The organism is Streptomyces sp. NBC_01006 (assembly GCF_045162725.1).
Lineage (GTDB): Bacteria > Actinomycetota > Actinomycetes > Streptomycetales > Streptomycetaceae > Streptomyces.
The window spans coordinates 6,898,999-6,916,408 of the sequence record NZ_CP108700.1; the positions used below are offsets into that span (position 1 = coordinate 6,898,999).

Consider the following 17,410-nt stretch of genomic DNA (forward strand, 5'->3'; position numbering starts at 1 on the left):
GCGGGTGGCGGTCGGCGTGGCAGGTTCTGCCCCTGCGGCCTCCGACCGAGCGAGTCGGTGCTCTGGCTGCTGAGCTACACGCCGTTTGGCTCGAAGCCGGCCATCCGAGGCGCACGTGTGCAACGGGGTTTTGGGCGGGTGCGAGGTAAAGCGCATTAGTGCGCGGCCTGTTGGGCCGCCGATAAGGAGTCAACATCCGGCGCCGGCGGGGGTGTTGTTATGGAATCGATATCACCTTGCGGAGGCTCCGAACTAAAGCGCATTAGTCCTGGTCGTCGCGGTGTTGACTGCGCCCCTTTCATCTGCCTGCACGCCTTCCCTCGCGATTCGGGACCCACCGGTACCCGCCCATCGGGACTTCGGCCGCATTGACGCGATCTGGATTTGGGGTCAGCGTGGGCTGCGCGCTCCGGCAGTGAGGCCGGAACTCCCCCCGAAGGTGGCGACGATGACCCGTTCGAACGCGACCCGTACAGCCATCGCCACGCTCGTGGCCGGCACGTTCCTCTCGGTCTCCGCCTGCGGAGTCAGCGGCGGCGCCGCGGACGTGCCGGAGGGCAAGAAGACCGGCAAGGTCGCCGGCGAGATCACCTTCCGCACCCTCCAGCTCAAGCCCAAGTTCACGGCGTACGTACAAGGCGTCATCGACGCCTTCGAGAAGAAGTACCCCGAGGCGAAGGTCAGATGGGAGGACGTCCCCGGTGACGGCTACAACGAGAAGCTCGTCGCCGACGCCCAGGCCGGCGCCCTCCCCGACGTGGTCAACCTCTCCACCGACTCCTTCCAGCTCCTCGGCGACCGCGGCCTGCTCGCCGACGTGGCCAAGCTCGATCCCGAGGTCGCCAAGGAGTACGTCCCCGGGTCCTGGGAGCAGTTCAAGCTCCCGGGGAAGGGCGACGGCGTGTACGCGTATCCCTGGTACGTGACCCCGGAGATCCTCACGTACAACAAGGAGCTGTTCGAGAAGTCCGGCCTGGACCCGGCGCAGCCGCCGACCAGCGTCGAGCAGTTCTTCGACTACGCCGACAAGATCGCCGCCACGTCCGGCGGCCGGTACTCGGCCTTCATGGCCGATCCCAAGGGCCGCCTGCCCGGGGACTGGCAGAAGATGGGCGTACCGATCCTGAACGAGCAGCAGGATCGTTTCGTCTTCGACGCCCCCAAGGCCGTCGAGTGGGTCCGGCGGATGAAGGACCTGTACGCCAAGGGCGCGATGCCCAAGGAGTCCCTCCTCAAGTCGGACGACATCAACCAGCTGTACGGCGGCGGCAAGCTCGTCTTCGGTCCCGGCTCCCCGGGCTTCGTCAAGGACATCAAGCAGAACGCCCCGCAGATCTACGCCGGCACCCAGGTCGCGGGGGCCGTCACCGGCAAGCTCGGCCACATAGGCATCTACGCCCAGTCGCTCGGCATCAAGAAGGACACCAAGCACCTCGACGCGGCGACCGAGTTCGCCAAGTGGGTCACCAACGGCCCCAACCAGGTGGAGTTCTCGAAGAACGCGACCATCTACCCGTCCAACGCCCAGGGCCTGGCCGATCCGCGCTTCGCCGACCGGGGCGACGGCAAGGACGCCGAGACGGTCGCCCGCGCGGTCGGCGCCGAGCAGCTCAAGAGTGCGGCACTCGACGCCAACACCCCGGTCCAGTGGACCAACCAGGTCGGTGACGCGGTCGTACGCGAGATGCAGAAGGCGATCCAGGGCGAGCAGGACCCGCAGACGGCCGTACGCAAGGCCCAGGAGGAGGCGAACCAGCTGCTCGCCAAGTCGGCGCAGAAATGACGCCACGCCCGGCCCGTTCCGCCGGACGGCGCCGCAGGGCCGCCCTCGCGGCGATGGAGGCCGAGACCGGGCTGGTCCACCGCAGGTGGTGGACCCCCTACCTCTTCCTCGCCCCCGGCCTGGTGATGGTGGCCCTGTTCAGCCTCTGGCCGTTCGTCAACACCGTCATCCTGTCGCTCACCGACGCCGAGATCCTGCGCGGCGGCACCTTCGTCGGCTTCGACAACTACACCCGCGCCTTCGCCGACCCCGACTTCTGGACCGCCACCGGCAACAGCGTGCTGTACCTGGTCGTCGTCGTACCGTGCCTGGTCTTCCTCCCGCTCGCCCTCGCCGTGCTCGTCCAGGCGAAGATCCCCGGCATCGGGTTCTTCCGCTCCGCCTTCTACACCCCGGTGATCGCCTCCGCCGTGGTCGTCGGCCTGATCTGGCAGTGGGTGCTGCGCAGCGACGGGCTCGTCAACACCGTCTTCCGGAAGCTGAGCATCGTCTCGGAGCCGATCCCGTTCCTGACCGACAGCACCATGCTGTTGGTCTCCGCCATGATCGTGACCGTGTGGAAGGGCCTCGGCTACTACATGGTGTTCTACCTCGCCGCGCTCGGGAACGTGTCGCCGTCGCTCCACGAAGCGGCGGCGCTCGACGGCGCCGGCGCCGTCCGGCGCTTCTTCAGCATCACCGTCCCCCAGGTGAAGCCGATGATGCTGCTGGTCGGCACGCTCTCCGCCATCTCCGCGCTGCGGGTCTTCACCGAGATCTACATCCTGGGCGGCGAGAGCGGCGGCCCCGGTGGCGGCGCCCGCACCCTGCCCTTCCTCATCCGGCAGGTCGGCCTCGGCTTCTCCGGCGAGACCGGCTACGCCTCCGCCATCTCGATCCTGCTGTTCCTGCTGACCCTGGTCTTCAGCCTGCTGGGCCGCCGCCTGTCGAAGGGGGACGAGAATTGAGCACCACCGCGCCCCGCCGGCGGATCGGGCTCGCCGCCCGGTACGCCACGCTGGTCCTGATGCTCGTCGTGATGCTCGGGCCGATCGTCTGGCAGTTCCTGACCTCGATCCGCGGCCGCACCGAGAACGTGTACGACGGCGTGCTGCCCGCGCGGCCCACCCTCGACAACTACCTCCTCGTCGCCGACTCCTTCCCGCTGCTCCACTACGTCGGCAACACGCTGGTGGTGGCCGCCCTCGCGATCACCTCGAACATGCTGTTCGCGGCGATGGGCGGGTACGCCCTCTCCCGGGCCGGGTGGAAGGGCCGCAAGTCCGTCTTCACGGTGCTGGTGGCCACGCTCATGTTCCCCTTCGAGTCCGTGATGATCTCGATGTTCCTGACCGTGCGCGAGATGGGCCTGGTCGACACCCTCGTCGGCGTGTGGCTGCCCGGAGCGGTCTCCGTCCTCAACATCATGGTCATGCGCTCGGCCTTCCTCGCCGTGCCCAAGGAGGTGGAGGAGTCCGCCGTCCTGGACGGCGCCAACGAGTGGACCCGGTTCACCCGGCTCTTCCTCCCCGCCGCCAAGGGAGCCCTGGCCGTCGTCTGCATCACCAGCTTCATGGGCGCCTGGGACGATTTCCTCTGGCCCCTGCTGGTCCTCACCAACAGCGACCACTACACCCTCCAGCTCGGCCTGAAGACCCTGGCCGGCGCCACCACCACCAACGACCAGAGGATCATCGCCGCCGGCGCGATGGCGGCGCTCCTGCCGATGATGCTGCTCTTCTTCGCCCTCCAGCGCTTCTTCTTCAAGGGAGTGGGCGAGGGAGCCGTCAAGACCTGAGTCCCGCCGCACACGACCTGCCGTGACACGACCCGCCGTCACACGTCCTGCCGTCATACGACCCCTCCCTCCCTTGGAGCAGCCGTCATGCACGACGACCGCAGCATCACCGAACACCGCCTGCGCCGGGTCCTCAAGGAGCGCATCAAGCCCGCCGTCCACTCCCGCCCGGTCCCGCTGACGATCGGGCGCTGGGAGGCGCCGGGCGAGCCCGTGCCGGTCGCCGAGGGCCTGGCGGCCCCGTACGGGCCCTGCGCGATCGGCGAGACGTGGGGCCCGGCCTGGGGCACCACCTGGTTCAAGGTGACCGGGACCGTCCCGGCCGACTGGGCGGGCCGTACGGTCGAGGCCGTCCTCGACCTCGGCTTCGACCGGATGATGCCCGGCTTCCAGTGCGAGGGACTCGTCCACCGGGCGGACGGCAGCGAGGTCAAGGCGCTGAACCCGTACAACGACTGGGTGCGCGTCGCCGACTCGGCGGCCGGCGGCGAGCAGGTCGAGTGGTACGTGGAGGCCGCCTCGAACCCCGTCCTGGTCGACCACTCGGCCACGTACGAGGGGGACCGGCAGACCAGCGGCGACCAGCCCCTCTACCGGCTCGCCCGGATGGAACTCGCCGTCTTCGAGACCGAGGTCTGGGAGCTCGTACAGGACCTGGAGGTCCTCTACGACCTGATGACGCAGCTCGGCGAGGCCGAGGCCCGCCGGTACGAGATCCTGCGCGCCATCGACGCCGCCCTCGACGCGGTGGACCTCGGCGACGTCCCCGGAACGGCGGCCGCCGCCCGCTCCCGCCTGACCGCGGTGCTCGCCGCCCCCGCCCATGCCTCCGCGCACCGGATCAGCGCCGTCGGGCACGCCCACATCGACTCTGCCTGGCTGTGGCCGCTGCGCGAGACGGTCCGCAAGGTCTCCCGGACCACGTCCAACATGGTCAGCCTGATGGACACGCATCCCGAGTTCGTCTTCGCCATGTCGCAGGCGCAGCAGCTGGACTGGATCAAGACCCACCGGCCCGAGCTCTTCGAGCGGATCAAGAAGAAGATCGCGGACGGGCAGTTCGTGCCGGTCGGCGGCATGTGGGTGGAGTCCGACACCAACATGGTCGGCGGTGAGGCGATGGCCCGTCAGTTCCTGTACGGGAAGAAGTTCTTCCTGGACGAGTTCGGCATCGAGACCCACAACGTCTGGCTGCCCGACTCCTTCGGGTACACCGCCGCGATGCCGCAGATCGTGAAGCTGTCCGGCTCGAAATGGTTCCTGACGCAGAAGATCTGCTGGTCGCAGGTGAACGAGTTCCCGCACCACACCTTCTGGTGGGAGGGCATCGACGGCACCCGCGTCTTCACCCACTTCCCGCCCGTCGACACGTACAACAGCGACCTCGGCGGCGCCCAGTTGGCGCACGCGGCGGGCAACTACCGGGAGAAGGGCCGGGGTTCGCGCTCCCTGGTCCCCTTCGGCTGGGGTGACGGCGGCGGCGGTCCCACCCGGGAGCACCTGGCCCGGGCCAGGCGGCAGCGGGACCTCGAAGGCTCCCCGCGCGTGGAGATCGAGCGGCCCGACGCGTTCTTCGAGAAGGCGCACGCCGAGTACGCGGACGCGCCCGTCTGGACCGGCGAGCTGTACCTGGAGCTGCACCGCGGCACGTACACCTCGCAGGCCAAGACCAAGCAGGGCAACCGGCACAGCGAATCGCTGCTGCGCGAGGCCGAGTTGTGGGCGGCGACCGCCGCGGTCCGGGTGCCGGGGTACGGGTATCCGTACGAGGACCTGGAGCGGATCTGGAAGACCGTGCTGCTCCACCAGTTCCACGACATCCTCCCCGGATCGTCCATCGCCTGGGTGCACCGCGAGGCGCGCGCGACGTACGCCCGGGTTCGCGAGGAGCTGCGCGGGATCACGCTGGCCGCGCAGCTGGCCCTGGCCGGGGAGGGCGCCGCGGAGCTGGTCTTCAACTGTGCCCCGCACGCCCGGCGCGGCATCCCGGCGGGCGGCGCGGGGCTGCCGGAGGCGGCGGGGCACCAGCCGGTCACCGTGGAGGAGCGGCACGGCGGCGGGCACGTCGTGGCCAACGGGCGGCTGCTGGTGGAGATCGACGGCCGCGGGCTGATCGTGTCGGCGTACGACCTGGAGGCGCGCCGGGAGGCGGTGGCCCCGGGGCGGGCCGCGAACCTGCTCCAGATCCACCCCGACTTCCCGAACATGTGGGACGCGTGGGACATCGACGCGTTCTACCGCAACAGCGTGAGCGACCTGGTGGAGCTGGACGCGCTGGAGGTGGTGGAGGCCGGCCCGGACGCGGTGACCGTCCGGGTCTCCCGCTCCTTCGGCCGCTCGGCGGCGGTCCAGTCGATCACGCTGAGGGCGGGGGCGAAGACGGTGGACATGGTCACGGAGGTGGACTGGCACGAGACGGAGAAGTTCCTGAAGGCCGCGTTCCCGCTGGACGTGAAGGCCGAACGGTCCGCCTCGGAGACCCAGTTCGGGCACGTGTACCGCGCGACCCACACCAACACCTCCTGGGAGGCCGCCAAGTTCGAGATCTGCGCGCACCGGTGGATCCACGTGGAGGAGCCGGGGTGGGGTACGGCGATCCTCAACGACTCCACGTACGGCCACGACGTGACCCGCGACGTGCGCCCGGACGGGGGCCAGACGACGACGGTCCGCCTCTCCCTGCTCCGGGCCCCGCGCTATCCGGACCCGGAGACCGACCAGGGCGCCCACATCCTGCGGTTCTCGCTGGCGCCGGGCGCGGAGATCGCGGACGCGGTGCGCGAGGGCCACGCGCTGAACCTGCCGGAGCGGGTGGTCCACGGGGCGGCCCCGGTCGCCCCGCTGCTCGCACTGGACAACGACGCGGTGGTGGTCGAGGCGGTCAAACTGGCCGAGGACCGCAGCGGTGACGTGGTCGTCCGCCTCTACGAATCCCGCGGAGGCCGCGCGACGGCGTCCCTGAAGGCGGATTTCCGCATCGCGGAGGCGACGGAGACCGACCTCCTGGAACGCCCCCTGCCGGGCCCGGCGGTCGCCGCGCCGACGGCGGACGGCACGGTGGCCCTCACCCTGCGCCCGTTCCAGATCCTCACGATCCGCCTGCACCGCCCGTGACCCCCGCCCGCCCAGCCCCGGCCGGCCCCTCCCGGGCGCCGGGGCTCCGGCGGTGGCGGGCGGCTCACTGCGCTCCGCGCGTCACGGGGAGAGGAAGGCCGAGACGGTTGCCGTGAACTCCTCGGGTGCCGTCGCGTGGATCAGGTGGCCGTGCGGGAGGGTGATCAGGCGGGCCTTCGGGATGCAGGCGGCGATCTCGTCGAAGGAGGCCGCCGCGAGGTGGCTCGTGGGGCCGCCGTAGATGACGAGGGTGTCGGCGGTGATCCGCTCCAGTGCGGCCGACCACGCCGGATCCGGCCCGTCGAGCTCCGGCCTGACGGCGAGCACCATCGCCCAGTCGAAGTCGAGCTCCCCTTCGGGCCGTACGGGGGCGGCGGACGTGCGGGGCAGCGGCGCGGGGGCGTCCTCCAGGACGAGCCGGCCGACCCGGTGCGGCTGCTCCGCCGCGACCAGGTACGCGACCACGCCGCCCAGCGAATGCCCGACCAGGTCGATCCGGCCCAGCCCCAGGGCGTCGAGGAAGCCCAGGACGTCGTCCCGCATCAGCTCCACCGAGTACCGCGCCGGCCACTCGCTCAGGCCGTGCCCGCGCAGGTCGAGGGCGTAGACCCGGCGCTCGCGCGCGAGCGCGTCCCGTACGAGGGCCCAGTCCTCGGCGCGCTCGCCCAGTGCGTGCAGCAGCACCACGGGCGGGGCGTCGTCCCCGGCGCCGGCCTCCTGGTACGCCAGGCGGACTCCGTTCACGGTCAGGGTGAGGTGTTCTGCCATCCGGCCGAGCGTACGGGCCGGCGCACGCGGCGGCGTGGACGGGGTCGCCCCCCCCCCCCCCGCCGCGGGCGTGAACTCCGCCACTTGGTTATGCACCTAGTTGCACAATCGGGCCCTCCTCGCTAGAACAGGTTCATCACCCCCGCGCGAGGAGGCGCCCCACATGAGTTCCCAGAGCCGGTACCCGAACCTGCTGAGCCCCCTGGACCTCGGCTTCACCACGCTGCCGAACCGCGTGATCATGGGGTCGATGCACACCGGCCTCGAAGAGCACCAGGGCGGCTTCGAGCGGCTCGCCGCCTTCTACGCCGAGCGCGCCCGCGGCGGCGCCGGCCTGATCGTCACCGGCGGCATCGCCCCGAACGACGCCGGCCGCCCCTTCGAGGGGGGATCCCGCCTCACCACCGAGGACGAGGCCGCCGAGCACCGGGTGATCACCGAGGCCGTGCACGCCGAGGGCGGGAAGATCGCGATGCAGATCCTCCACTTCGGCCGCTACGCCTACCACAAGGACCTGGTCGCCCCCACCGCCCTCCAGGCCCCCATCAGCCCCTTCGTCCCGAACGAGCTCAGTGACATCGAGGTCGAGCGCACCGTCGAGGACTTCGTCCGTGCCGCCCGCCTCGCCAAGCTCGCCGGCTACGACGGCGTCGAGATCATGGGCTCCGAGGGCTACCTGATCAACGAGTTCATCGCCGCCGCGACCAACAAGCGCACCGACCGCTGGGGCGGCGCGTACGAGAACCGCATGCGCTTCCCGCTGGAGATCGTCCGGCGCACCCGCGCGGCCGTCGGCGAGGACTTCATCCTCATCTACCGCCTCTCCATGCTCGACCTGATCCCCGGCGGCTCCACCCTCGACGAGGTAGTCCGCCTCGCCAAGGAGATCGAGGCGGCCGGCGCCACCATCATCAACACCGGCATCGGCTGGCACGAGGCCCGCATCCCCACCATCGCCACCTCCGTCCCGCGCGGCGCCTACACCTGGGTCACAAAGCGGCTGATGGGCGCGGTCTCCGTCCCGCTCGTCACCAGCAACCGCATCAACACCCCGGAGATCGCCGAGGAGCTGCTCGCCGACGGCCGCGCCGACCTCGTCTCGCTGGCCCGCCCCTTCCTCGCCGACGCCGACTTCGTCGCCAAGGCCGCGGCCGGCCGCTCCGAGACCATCAACACCTGCATCGGCTGCAACCAGGCCTGCCTCGACCACACCTTCAGCGGCAAGATCACCAGCTGCCTGGTCAACCCGCGCGCCTGCCACGAGACCGAACTCGTCCTCTCGCCCACGCAGTTGAAAAAGCGCGTCGCCGTCGTCGGCGCCGGCCCGGCCGGCCTCGCCTGCGCCGTCTCCGCCGCCGAGCGCGGCCACGCCGTCACCCTCTTCGAGGCCTCCGGCCACATCGGCGGACAGCTCGACATCGCCCGCCGCATCCCGGGCAAGGAGGAGTTCGAGGAGACCATCCGCTACTTCGGCACCCAGCTCGCCGCCCGCGCGGTCGACGTCCGGCTGAACACCCGCGCCGACGTCGATACCCTCCAGGGCTACGACGAGGTCGTCGTCGCCACCGGCGTCACCCCCCGCACCCCCGACATCGAGGGCGTGGAGCGCGCCAATGTCGTCAGCTACCTCGACGTGCTGCGCGATGGCGCCCCTGTCGGCGAGCGCGTGGCCGTCGTCGGCGCCGGCGGCATCGGCTTCGACGTCGCCGAGTTCCTCACGGACAGCGGCGAGGGTGCCTCCCTGGACCCCGAGACGTACTTCCGCCACTGGGGCGTCGACACCGCGTACTCCGGCCCCGGCGGGCTCACCGCCCCCGAGCGGCCCGCGCCCCCGCGCCAGGTCCACCTCCTCCAGCGCAAGACCACCAAGGTCGGCGCCGGCCTCGGCACCACCACCGGCTGGATCCACCGCGCGGAGCTCAAGCACCGCGGCGTGGTCTCCGTCGCGGGCGCCACGTACGACCGGATCGACGACGAGGGCCTGCACATCACCGTCGGCGGCGAGCAGCGGCTCGTCCCCGCCGACACGGTGGTGCTCTGCACCGGCCAGGAGCCGCGCCGAGACCTGTACGAGGCCCTGCTCGCGGCCGGCGGCCGGCCGCACCTCATCGGTGGCGCGGATGTGGCCGCCGAGCTGGACGCCAAGCGGGCGATCCGCCAGGGTACGGAACTGGCAGCGACCCTCTGACCCGGTTCGGGAGTCACGATGTTCACGTTCGACAGCAGCGACGGCACCACCGTGACCGTGCACACGTGGCTCCCCGGACCGGCCGGCCCCGATCCGCGGGCGATCGTCCTGATCGCCCACGGCATGGGTGAACACGCCCTGCGGTACGCCCCGTTGGCCGGCGAGCTGGCCGAGCGCGGCTACGCCGTCTACGCGCCCGACCACCGGGGCCACGGCCTGACGATGCACGCCGGGCCCGGCGTGCTCGGCGAGAACGGCTGGCAGCTGCTGGTCGACGATCTCGCCGCGCTCTCGGAGACGGTGCGCGGACTGCACCCCGGCCTACCGCTGGTGCTGCTCGGCCACAGCCTCGGCTCCTTCGCCGCGCAGCACTACCTGCTCGACTGGCCGGAGCACGCCGACGCCGTCGCCCTGTACGGCACCACCGCCGTGGACCGGATGTTCCTGCGGGTCGCGGAGGCCGGCGCGGATCCGCTCGTCGCCTTCAACGCGCCGTTCGAGCCCGCCCGTACGCCCGCGGACTGGCTCAGCCGGGACGAGGCCCAGGTCGACGCCTACCTCGCCGACCCGCTCTGCGGTTTCGCGCTCGACGACCGGGCCATGGGGGAGCTGTACCAGGCCGCCTCGACCCGGTTCCACGACCCGGCGGGCGCGCCGCTCGCCGTTCCGCTCTATGTCGCCGTCGGCTCGGCGGACCCGCTCAACTACGGGCTGGAGCTCAGCGATCTGGTGGTCGAGCGCTACCGCGCGGCCGGCCACCCGGACGTCGAGTACCGCACGTACGAGGACGCCCGCCACGAGCTGTTCAACGAGACGGACCGGGGCGAGGTCGTCGCCGACCTGCTGGCGTGGCTGGAACGCGTGCTGCACTGAAAGGTGTTGTGGCGGCCGGGGCGGGCCGCCACAATCTGCGGGTGACCTTGACACCCGCAGACGCAGACAAGATCCTCGCCGACAACTTCGCCCCCTGGGTGCTCGCCCTCGGGCTGACCGTCCAGGAGACGGGCGAGCGGCACGCCGTACTGCGGCTGCCCTGGTCCGAGGCGCTGGCCCGGGACGGCGGCGGCCTGTCCGGGCAGGCCCTGATGGCGGCCGCCGACACCGCCACCGTCATCGCGATCTCCGCGGCGCGCGGGGCGTACGGGCCGATGACCACGGTCCAGCAGTCGACCAGCTTCCAGCGGCCGGTGATCGGCGCGGACGTGCTGATCGGGGTCCGGGTGACCAAGCTCGGCAAGCGCATGGCCTTCGCCGACATCACGATGACCCCCGAGGGCGCCGAGGAGCCGTCCGCGACGGCGTCGACGGTCTACGCCCTGCTGGGCTGAGCGGGGTGACGGCCCCGATCGACCACCCCTCGCTCTGGCGCAACCGCGACTTCAACGTCTTCTGGCTCGGCCAGGCGCTGTCCGTCCTCGGCGGGTCGATCTCGCTGCTCGCGCTGCCCCTGCTGGTCTACGACGCCACCGGGTCCTTGGTCCAGATGGGCCTGATCACGGTCATCTCGGGGGTCGGCGCCATCACGACCGGTCTGTTCGCCGGGTACGTGGTGGACCGGACGGACCGGCGCCGCCTGATGATCACCTGCGATCTCGTACGGGCGCTGCTGCTGGGCGCGGTCCCGTTCATCTGGCTGGCCGGGCCGCGGATCTGGGTGCTGTACGTACTGACGGCGCTGGTCACCGCCTTGAAGACACTGTTCGACGTGGCGTACGTGACGGCGGTGCCGAACCTGGTCCGCGCCGAGGACCTGATCGCCGCCAACGGGCGGCTGACGGCGGCCTTCGCCTTCGGGACCCTGTGCGGGCCGGCCGCGGCCGGGTTCATCGCCGCCGGGGTCGGCCCGGACTGGGCCCTGGGGGTGGACGGGGCGACCTTCCTGGTCTCGGCCGCGAGCCTGCGGTGGGTGACCTTCGGGCGCCAGGGGGCCGGCGGGTCGCCTGCCGCGGAGCCGGGCGCCTCCGGGGCCGGCAGGCTGCGCGAGATGTTCGCCGAGGGATTCCGCTTCCTGTGGGCCCATTCCCTGCTGCGGCCGCTGACCGTGCTGCTCACGCTGCTGACCTTCGTCACCATGGGCGCCACCGACCTGCTGGTCTTCCGGATCCAGAACGATCTGCGGCTGGGCGCGGCCACCGTCGGCTACGTCATCGCCGTGAGCGGGCTGGGTGTCGTCGCCGCGGCCTTCGCCGCCGCGCCGCTGCGCCGGACCTTCGGGTTCGGCGCCTGCTGGCTGGGCTCGACCGCCCTGATCGGCGTGTCGGTGGCGGGGATCGGTGTCAGCCGTAGCCTGCCGGTGATCGCCGTACTGGCCGCCGTGTTCATGTTCGGGCTGACCCTCGGCGCGGTCTGCTCCCTGACCCTGCGCCAGGAGGTGACCCCGGATCCGCTGCTCGGGCGGGTCACCTCCGCCTTCTGGACCGTGCACAACGCCTCGGGTCCGGTGGGCGCGGCCGCCCTGACGGTGCTGGCTGCCCGGCACGGGGTCCCGGTGGTCAGCGTGGCCGCCGGGGTGTTCTGCCTGGCCATCGTCGGGGCGGGGCTGCTGACGCCGCTGCGGGGCAGCCGGGCCGGCGGCGCCCCGGCGCGGGACGCGGCGCGCGGTGCGTTCAGCGGGCCGCGGCGGTCGTCACGCCGGTGAGGCGCTCCGCCTCGGCCCAGAGCCGGGCGTTCGCCGTACGGTCCAGGGCGCGGCGGGTGATGCGGGCCGGCGCCGTCGGGCCGACCAGCCCGAACCGGCGGCCCGGGCCGTAGTAGCCGCCCGCGGCCGCGTCCGGGCTGGTCGCGGCGTACAGCAGCGGTTCGGCGCCCTGGCCGACCTCCTGCTTGGGGAGGAAGTCCAGCTTGCTCATCGCGCTTCGCAGCCGGGAGGGCTTGTCGCCGCCGAGGCTGGCCCCGGCCGTCTGGAGGTTGGTCTTGGTGTATCCGGGGTGCGCGGCGGTGCTGCGCAGCGGCCAGTCGCGCTCGGCCGCGAGATCGGCCAGGTGCCGGGCCATCATCAGGTCGGCCAGCTTGGAGTGTGCGTACGAGAGCATCGGGCTGTAGCGCCGCCGCTCCCACTGGAGGTCGGCGAAATCGATCCGGGCGATGTTGGCGGCGGCGCTGCTCATGGTCGCCACGCGCGGCGCGGGCGCGGCGAGCAGCGCCGGGAGCAGCCGTACGGTCAGGGCCAGCGGGCCGAGGAAGTTGCTGCCCAGCTGGAGTTCGAACCCGTCGGCGGTGGTCATCCGGGTCGGCGGTGCCATCACCCCGGCGTTGTTGACCAGCAGGTCTAGGGGGACGCCGTCGGTGAGCAGCCCGTCGGCGAAGGCGGCGACCGAGGCGAGGTCGGCCAGGTCGATCCGGCGTACCTCCAGCTGGGCGTGCGGGTGGCGGGCCAGGATCTCGGCGCGGGCCTGCTCGCCCTTGGCGGGCGTACGGACGGCCAGTACGACCCGGGCACCCGCCTCGGCGAGCCGGCGCGCGGCTTCCTTGCCGGTGCCGCTGTTGGCGCCGGTGACGACGGCGAGCTTTCCGGACTGGTCGGGGACGGCGTACATGGGGATGCTCCTCGGAAGGGAAGGCGATCGACAACAGACCGGCGGTCTGTTGTCGATCGCCTTCCCTTCCGAAAATAGCAGACCGCTGGTCTGATAACAACAGACCGCAGGTCTGTAAGCTGTGTGGGTGACTCTGCCCAAGAACTTCCAACGCGCCCGCAGCGAGGAGCAGCGCGCCGCGCGCCGCCAGGCGATCCTCGACACGGCCGCTTCGATGCTCACGGAGATGCCCGTGGCGCAGGTGAGCCTGAACGAGCTCGCCCGCCGGGTGGGACTGGCCAAGTCCAATGTGCTGCGCTATTTCGAGTCCCGCGAGGACGTCCTGCTGGAACTCCTCGACGTCCGCTCCCGCGAGCTCGTCGCGCACCTCGACGGCGCCCTCGCCGAGGCCGTCGACGGAGCCCCGCCGGCCGAGCGGGCGGACCGGCTCGCGGGCTGTGTCGCCCGGGCCCTGGCCGAGCGCCCCGTCCTGTGCGATCTGATCAGCGCCCAGGCCGCCGTACTGGAACGGAACGTCTCGCCGCAGGTCGCCGTGCAGTACAAGCGGGCCACCATCGCCAATGTGCAGGCGCTGGCCGGCCGTATCACCGCGCACCTGCCGGAACTGCGGGCGGAGGATGCCTTCCGCTTCATCGCGAGCACGATCATGTTCACCGGCGCCGTATGGCCGCATGCCCACCCGTCCGCCGCGATGCTCGCCGCGTACGAGGCGGACCCGGCCCTGGCCGCGCTGCGGATGGATTTCGGCGCCACGCTGCGCGAGACGCTGGAAGTCATGCTGTCCGGGCTGCTGGCGCGCGCGGCGGGCACGGCGGGCGCGGCAGGCGCGGCGCGCGCATAGGGTGCGGGTCTGCGATCGTGGATCGCGGGGAAGCGTACGGAGGAGCAGTCATGTCCGGACAGTTCGAGTCGACCGTCGAGATCGACCGGCCCGTCGGGGAGGTCTTCGCCTATCTCGCCGACGGCCGCAACGACCCGCAATTCAGCCCGAGGGTCCAGGAGATCGGCAGGACCCCCGACGGTCCGACCGGTGTGGGCACGGTCTTCCGCAGCACGGTGAAGGACGCCGGGATGAAGACCGGCCGCGAGTTCCGGATCACCGGGTTCGAGCCGCAGCGGCTGATCCGCTGGACGGAGCAGAGCAAGAACCTGGTCACGGCCGACGGCGGGTACGACTTCGAAGCCCTCCCGGGCGACCGAACCCGGGTCCGCATCTTCAACACCCTCGAAGGACACGGACTCGGCAAGCTGCTGGTGGGCTTCGCACTGGGCGCGGCCCGCAAGGACGCGCCCGACTTCGGCCGCCGGATCAAGGCCGCCGTCGAGGCGTCCTGATCGGCGGCCGAAGCCTACGGGGTCAGAACCTCCGGTCGGTGATGACCGGGAAGCGCTGAGGCGACTGCGGGGCGATCTCGGAGCGGCGCTCCTGCGCCCCCGGGGTCGTCCGGCAGGTCACGTCCTGGGCGGGCAGCTCGCCCGTCGCCAGGTAGGAGTTGACCGTGGCGTTGGCGCAGGAGTTCGGGTCGGAGAGGTACACGCCGTGGCCCTCACCACCCATCGCGAGCACCATCCGCGAGCCCTTCAGCGCCTTGTGCAGGCCCTGGCCGCTGACCAGCGGGGTCTGGGAGTCCCACTCGTTCTGCACGGTCAGCACGTTGGTCTTCGTCTTCATCGCCGTCGCCGGCTCGATCGGCCGCTGCCAGTACGCGCACGGCTTGATGTTGGAGGCGTAGTCCCCGTAGAGCGGGTACTCGGCCTTGTCCTTCACGGCCTCCCGCTCGTACTGCTCCGGGTAGCGGGGCCATTCCGTGTCACCGCACACCACGGACCAGAAGACGGCCGTGCCGTTGTCCGACGCCGGCTCGGCGGTCGGCTTCAGCAGCTTCCGCTGTGACTCGGTCAGCCGGACGGGCTTGCCGTCGGCCGCGTCCTTCAGCGCCTTGACCAGGGGGGCCGCCTGCGAGGGGTAGAAGAAGAGGGCCCGCGCGGTGCGGATGTCATCGCCCGTGAGCTTCGTGCCCTCGTACTCGATCGGTTGCTGGTTCGCCCGGGCCACGAGGTCCCAGAAGGTCTTCGAGACCGCGTCCGGGGTGTCGCCGAGCCCGTAGTCGGCCGAGCGCTCGGCCGTCCACTGCGTCCACCGCTTGAAGGCGGGCTCCGCCTCCGTCGCCCACACCTGGATCATGCCCCGCCAGATGCGCTGCGGGTCCACGCCGCTGTCCAGCACGAAGCGGTCGCTGCGGCTGGGGAACATCTGCGTGTACACCGCACCCAGGTACGTCCCGTACGAGTAGCCGACGTAACTGATCTTCTTCTCGCCCAGCGCGGCGCGGATCGCGTCCATGTCGCGCGCCGTGTTGCGGGTGGTGACGAACGGCAGGATCGAGCCGGACTTCTCGCGGCACTTCTCCGCGACCGTACGTGCCCAGGCCACGTCCGCCGGGAACGTCTCCTCCTTGTACGGCCGGTCGAAATTCTGCTCGGCGCCGGTCAGCCCGCAGGTGATGGGCGTGGACGCGCCGACTCCGCGCGGGTCGAAGCCGATCAGGTCGTACTGGTCGCGCACGTCCTTCGGCATCAACTCGTTCATCATCAGCGGCAGATCGAGTCCCCCGCCGCCCGGGCCGCCCGGGTTGAGCAGCATGGCGCCGTGCCGCTTGGCCGGGTTCTCGCTCTTGATCCGCGATATCGCGAGGTCGATCGTGCGGCCCTGCGGGCGCCGGTAGTCGAGCGGGACCTTGATCGTCGCGCACTCGTACGACGCGGGCTGATCGGTGCTGCAGCGCTGCCACGCCGGCTTCTGCGGGGTGTACTCCGCGGCCGGGGCCGCGGAGGCCTGCGTGGCGGAGAGCAGCGGGACGGTGGTCGCGATGAGACCGGCGGCGGCGAGCATGGGTGCGAGGCGTTTCATGTTCACGAAGAGCCGTTTCCTTCCGTGAATGCGATGGCCTCACCACCCTGTTGTACGAAGGCCCCCGGGCGAATCATCCCGAAGGGCCGGTCGGTATGGGTCTCACGAACGAGCTCAAATCCGGACAACTGGCCGACACGCCAAAGGAACTGATGTCACGACCCGGACGCGACCGGAAGGGTCAGGCGCCACCGGTGACGCGCTCGATGACCACCATCGCCGCGTCGTCGCCCAGGCTGCCGCCCGGGGAGTGCGCCAGCAGGTCCTTGCAGAGGTGGCGCAGGAGCGCGTCCGGGCCGTCCCCCGGCCAGTCGGCGGCGCGCTCCTGCAGCGGGTAGAAGGTGCCCTCGGCGTCGCGGGCCTCGATGACGCCGTCCGTGTAGAGCAGGATCACGTCGCCCGGCTCGAAGGGGAAGGACTGCGGGGCGAAGCCGGTGTCCACGTACTGCGTCAGGCCCAGCGGCGGCGCCGGGTGGTCCACCTCAAGGGGGATGACCCGTCCTCCTCGCAGCAGCAGCGGCGGAGGGTGCCCGCAGCTGATGAGCCGTACGGTCATCTCCCGATCGGGGATGTCCAGTACCGCCGCCGTGGTGAACGCCTCGCCGGGTTCGCCGGCCGGCTCGCCCGTGCCGTCCGGGTCCGCGGCCACGGCGGCCTCCAGGTAGGCGACCAGCGTCGGCAGGTCCGCCTCCTGGTGGGCGGCGGCCCGGAACGCGCCGAGGACCAGGGCGGCGTCCCCGACCGCCTCCAGGCCCTTGCCGCGGACGTCGCCGATGATCAGCCGGGTGCCGTTCGGGGTGCGGGTGGCGGCGTACAGGTCCCCGCCGATCTGGGCCTCGGCCTCCGCGGCCAGGTAGACGGAGGCCAGGCGCAGCGGGCCCATCCGGTCCCGCAGCGGCCGCAGGACCACCTCCTGGGCGGCCTCGGCGACCGAGCGCAGCTGCGTCAGCTGCTTCTCGTGGACCTCGCGCAGGTGTGCGAAGACGGTGACGAAGATCGAGATCAGGACCAGCGCAATGATCTGGAAGGTGTGGTTCAGGTCGGTGGCGGTGGTCCGCACCACGGCGACCGTCACCTGGGCCGCGACGGCCACCGCGCCGACGAACCCCGTCATCCACGGACCGGCGAAGGAGGCGGTGACGGCCGGGGCCGCGACCAGGAACGGCCCCAGGTGGACATCGGGCGGCGCCAGGACGTCGACCACCGTGACGGCCGCGATCAGCGCGAAGGGAACCGCCAGCAGGGGCAGGCGCGGTTCGCCGACGTGGCGAAGGCTCGGATGCGGCGGCCGGGGGTCCATGACTCCTGAATACACCGCGCGTATTGTTCCCGC

Annotated in this window: 14 protein-coding genes; 10 read left to right on the plus strand and 4 right to left on the minus strand. The window is 71.4% G+C overall.

Annotated features, from left to right (window positions below):
* The first annotated feature begins 448 nt into the window (after positions 1–448).
* From OG509_RS31320 to OG509_RS31335, 4 genes are all read left to right on the plus strand, one after another.
* Complete coding sequence (locus OG509_RS31320) at positions 449–1,783, plus strand: ABC transporter substrate-binding protein (protein WP_406185973.1); 1,335 nt, start codon at positions 449–451, stop codon at positions 1,781–1,783.
* Positions 1,780–2,730: a carbohydrate ABC transporter permease gene (locus OG509_RS31325; protein ID WP_406185974.1), complete on the plus strand. Its 951-nt coding sequence runs from the start codon at positions 1,780–1,782 to the stop codon at positions 2,728–2,730. The genes OG509_RS31320 and OG509_RS31325 overlap by 4 nt, the downstream gene beginning before the upstream one ends.
* Positions 2,727–3,560 carry a carbohydrate ABC transporter permease gene (locus OG509_RS31330; RefSeq protein WP_406185975.1) on the plus strand — a complete coding sequence of 278 codons (834 nt, stop codon included), beginning with the start codon at positions 2,727–2,729 and terminating at the stop codon, positions 3,558–3,560. The genes OG509_RS31325 and OG509_RS31330 overlap by 4 nt, the downstream gene beginning before the upstream one ends.
* 87 nt (positions 3,561–3,647) lie before the next feature.
* A complete protein-coding gene (locus tag OG509_RS31335) occupies positions 3,648–6,674 on the plus strand; it encodes an alpha-mannosidase (protein WP_406185976.1) in 3,027 nt (1,008 codons plus the stop codon).
* Positions 6,675–6,755: 81 nt separating this feature from the next.
* Here the strand turns inward: OG509_RS31335 and OG509_RS31340 are convergent, their stop codons facing one another.
* Positions 6,756–7,442: an alpha/beta fold hydrolase gene (locus OG509_RS31340; RefSeq protein ID WP_406185977.1), complete on the minus strand. Its 687-nt coding sequence runs from the start codon at positions 7,440–7,442 to the stop codon at positions 6,756–6,758.
* A gap of 163 nt (positions 7,443–7,605) precedes the next feature.
* Here OG509_RS31340 and OG509_RS31345 point away from each other — a divergent pair, with 163 nt between their 5' ends.
* The 4 genes from OG509_RS31345 to OG509_RS31360 are packed head-to-tail and all read left to right on the plus strand — an operon-like array spanning position 7,606 to position 12,268.
* On the plus strand, positions 7,606–9,630 hold the full coding sequence (locus tag OG509_RS31345; protein WP_406185978.1) for an FAD-dependent oxidoreductase: 2,025 nt from the start codon (positions 7,606–7,608) through the stop codon (positions 9,628–9,630).
* Between the two features lie 18 nt (positions 9,631–9,648).
* Positions 9,649–10,503: an alpha/beta fold hydrolase gene (locus OG509_RS31350; RefSeq protein WP_406185979.1), complete on the plus strand. Its 855-nt coding sequence runs from the start codon at positions 9,649–9,651 to the stop codon at positions 10,501–10,503.
* 41 nt (positions 10,504–10,544) lie between these two features.
* Positions 10,545–10,958 carry a PaaI family thioesterase gene (locus OG509_RS31355; protein ID WP_406185981.1) on the plus strand — a complete coding sequence of 138 codons (414 nt, stop codon included), beginning with the start codon at positions 10,545–10,547 and terminating at the stop codon, positions 10,956–10,958.
* Positions 10,959–10,963: 5 nt separating this feature from the next.
* Positions 10,964–12,268 (plus strand): MFS transporter, encoded by a 1,305-nt coding sequence (locus tag OG509_RS31360; protein WP_406185982.1) that lies wholly within the window; start codon positions 10,964–10,966, stop codon positions 12,266–12,268.
* Here the strand turns inward: OG509_RS31360 and OG509_RS31365 are convergent.
* The gene (locus tag OG509_RS31365; RefSeq protein ID WP_406185984.1) at positions 12,237–13,166 is read right to left on the minus strand and encodes an SDR family oxidoreductase; all 930 of its coding nucleotides are present in this window, start codon (positions 13,164–13,166) and stop codon (positions 12,237–12,239) included. The two genes, OG509_RS31360 and OG509_RS31365, sit on opposite strands and share 32 nt — an antisense overlap.
* Positions 13,167–13,299: 133 nt before the next feature.
* On the opposite strand from OG509_RS31365, the gene OG509_RS31370 reads away from it, so the two are divergent.
* Both OG509_RS31370 and OG509_RS31375 read left to right on the plus strand, forming a co-directional pair.
* On the plus strand, positions 13,300–14,007 hold the full coding sequence (locus OG509_RS31370; RefSeq protein ID WP_406187733.1) for a TetR family transcriptional regulator: 708 nt from the start codon (positions 13,300–13,302) through the stop codon (positions 14,005–14,007).
* A 50-nt stretch (positions 14,008–14,057) separates the two neighbouring features.
* Positions 14,058–14,501, plus strand: a complete 444-nt coding sequence (locus OG509_RS31375; protein ID WP_406185985.1) for an SRPBCC family protein — start codon at positions 14,058–14,060, stop codon at positions 14,499–14,501.
* 22 nt (positions 14,502–14,523) lie between these two features.
* Here OG509_RS31375 and OG509_RS31380 read toward each other — a convergent pair whose 3' ends face one another.
* Both OG509_RS31380 and OG509_RS31385 read right to left on the minus strand, forming a co-directional pair.
* Positions 14,524–16,077 carry an alpha/beta hydrolase gene (locus OG509_RS31380; protein WP_406187734.1) on the minus strand — a complete coding sequence of 518 codons (1,554 nt, stop codon included), beginning with the start codon at positions 16,075–16,077 and terminating at the stop codon, positions 14,524–14,526.
* Between the two features lie 181 nt (positions 16,078–16,258).
* Positions 16,259–17,377 (minus strand): PP2C family protein-serine/threonine phosphatase, encoded by a 1,119-nt coding sequence (locus tag OG509_RS31385; RefSeq protein WP_406185986.1) that lies wholly within the window; start codon positions 17,375–17,377, stop codon positions 16,259–16,261.
* Positions 17,378–17,410 lie beyond the last annotated feature (33 nt).

Excerpts from the sequence above, each read along its gene's own strand:
- OG509_RS31320 (WP_406185973.1), top strand. The coding sequence starts at position 449 with ATGACCCGTTCGAACGCGACCCGTACAGCCATCGCCACGCTCGTGGCC.
- OG509_RS31325 (WP_406185974.1), top strand. The coding sequence starts at position 1,780 with ATGACGCCACGCCCGGCCCGTTCCGCCGGACGGCGCCGCAGGGCCGCC.
- OG509_RS31335 (WP_406185976.1), top strand. The coding sequence starts at position 3,648 with ATGCACGACGACCGCAGCATCACCGAACACCGCCTGCGCCGGGTCCTC.
- OG509_RS31340 (WP_406185977.1), bottom strand. The coding sequence starts at position 7,442 with ATGGCAGAACACCTCACCCTGACCGTGAACGGAGTCCGCCTGGCGTAC.
- OG509_RS31345 (WP_406185978.1), top strand. The coding sequence starts at position 7,606 with ATGAGTTCCCAGAGCCGGTACCCGAACCTGCTGAGCCCCCTGGACCTC.
- OG509_RS31350 (WP_406185979.1), top strand. The coding sequence starts at position 9,649 with ATGTTCACGTTCGACAGCAGCGACGGCACCACCGTGACCGTGCACACG.
- OG509_RS31365 (WP_406185984.1), bottom strand. The coding sequence starts at position 13,166 with ATGTACGCCGTCCCCGACCAGTCCGGAAAGCTCGCCGTCGTCACCGGC.
- OG509_RS31375 (WP_406185985.1), top strand. The coding sequence starts at position 14,058 with ATGTCCGGACAGTTCGAGTCGACCGTCGAGATCGACCGGCCCGTCGGG.
- OG509_RS31380 (WP_406187734.1), bottom strand. The coding sequence starts at position 16,077 with ATGAAACGCCTCGCACCCATGCTCGCCGCCGCCGGTCTCATCGCGACC.
- OG509_RS31385 (WP_406185986.1), bottom strand. The coding sequence starts at position 17,377 with ATGGACCCCCGGCCGCCGCATCCGAGCCTTCGCCACGTCGGCGAACCG.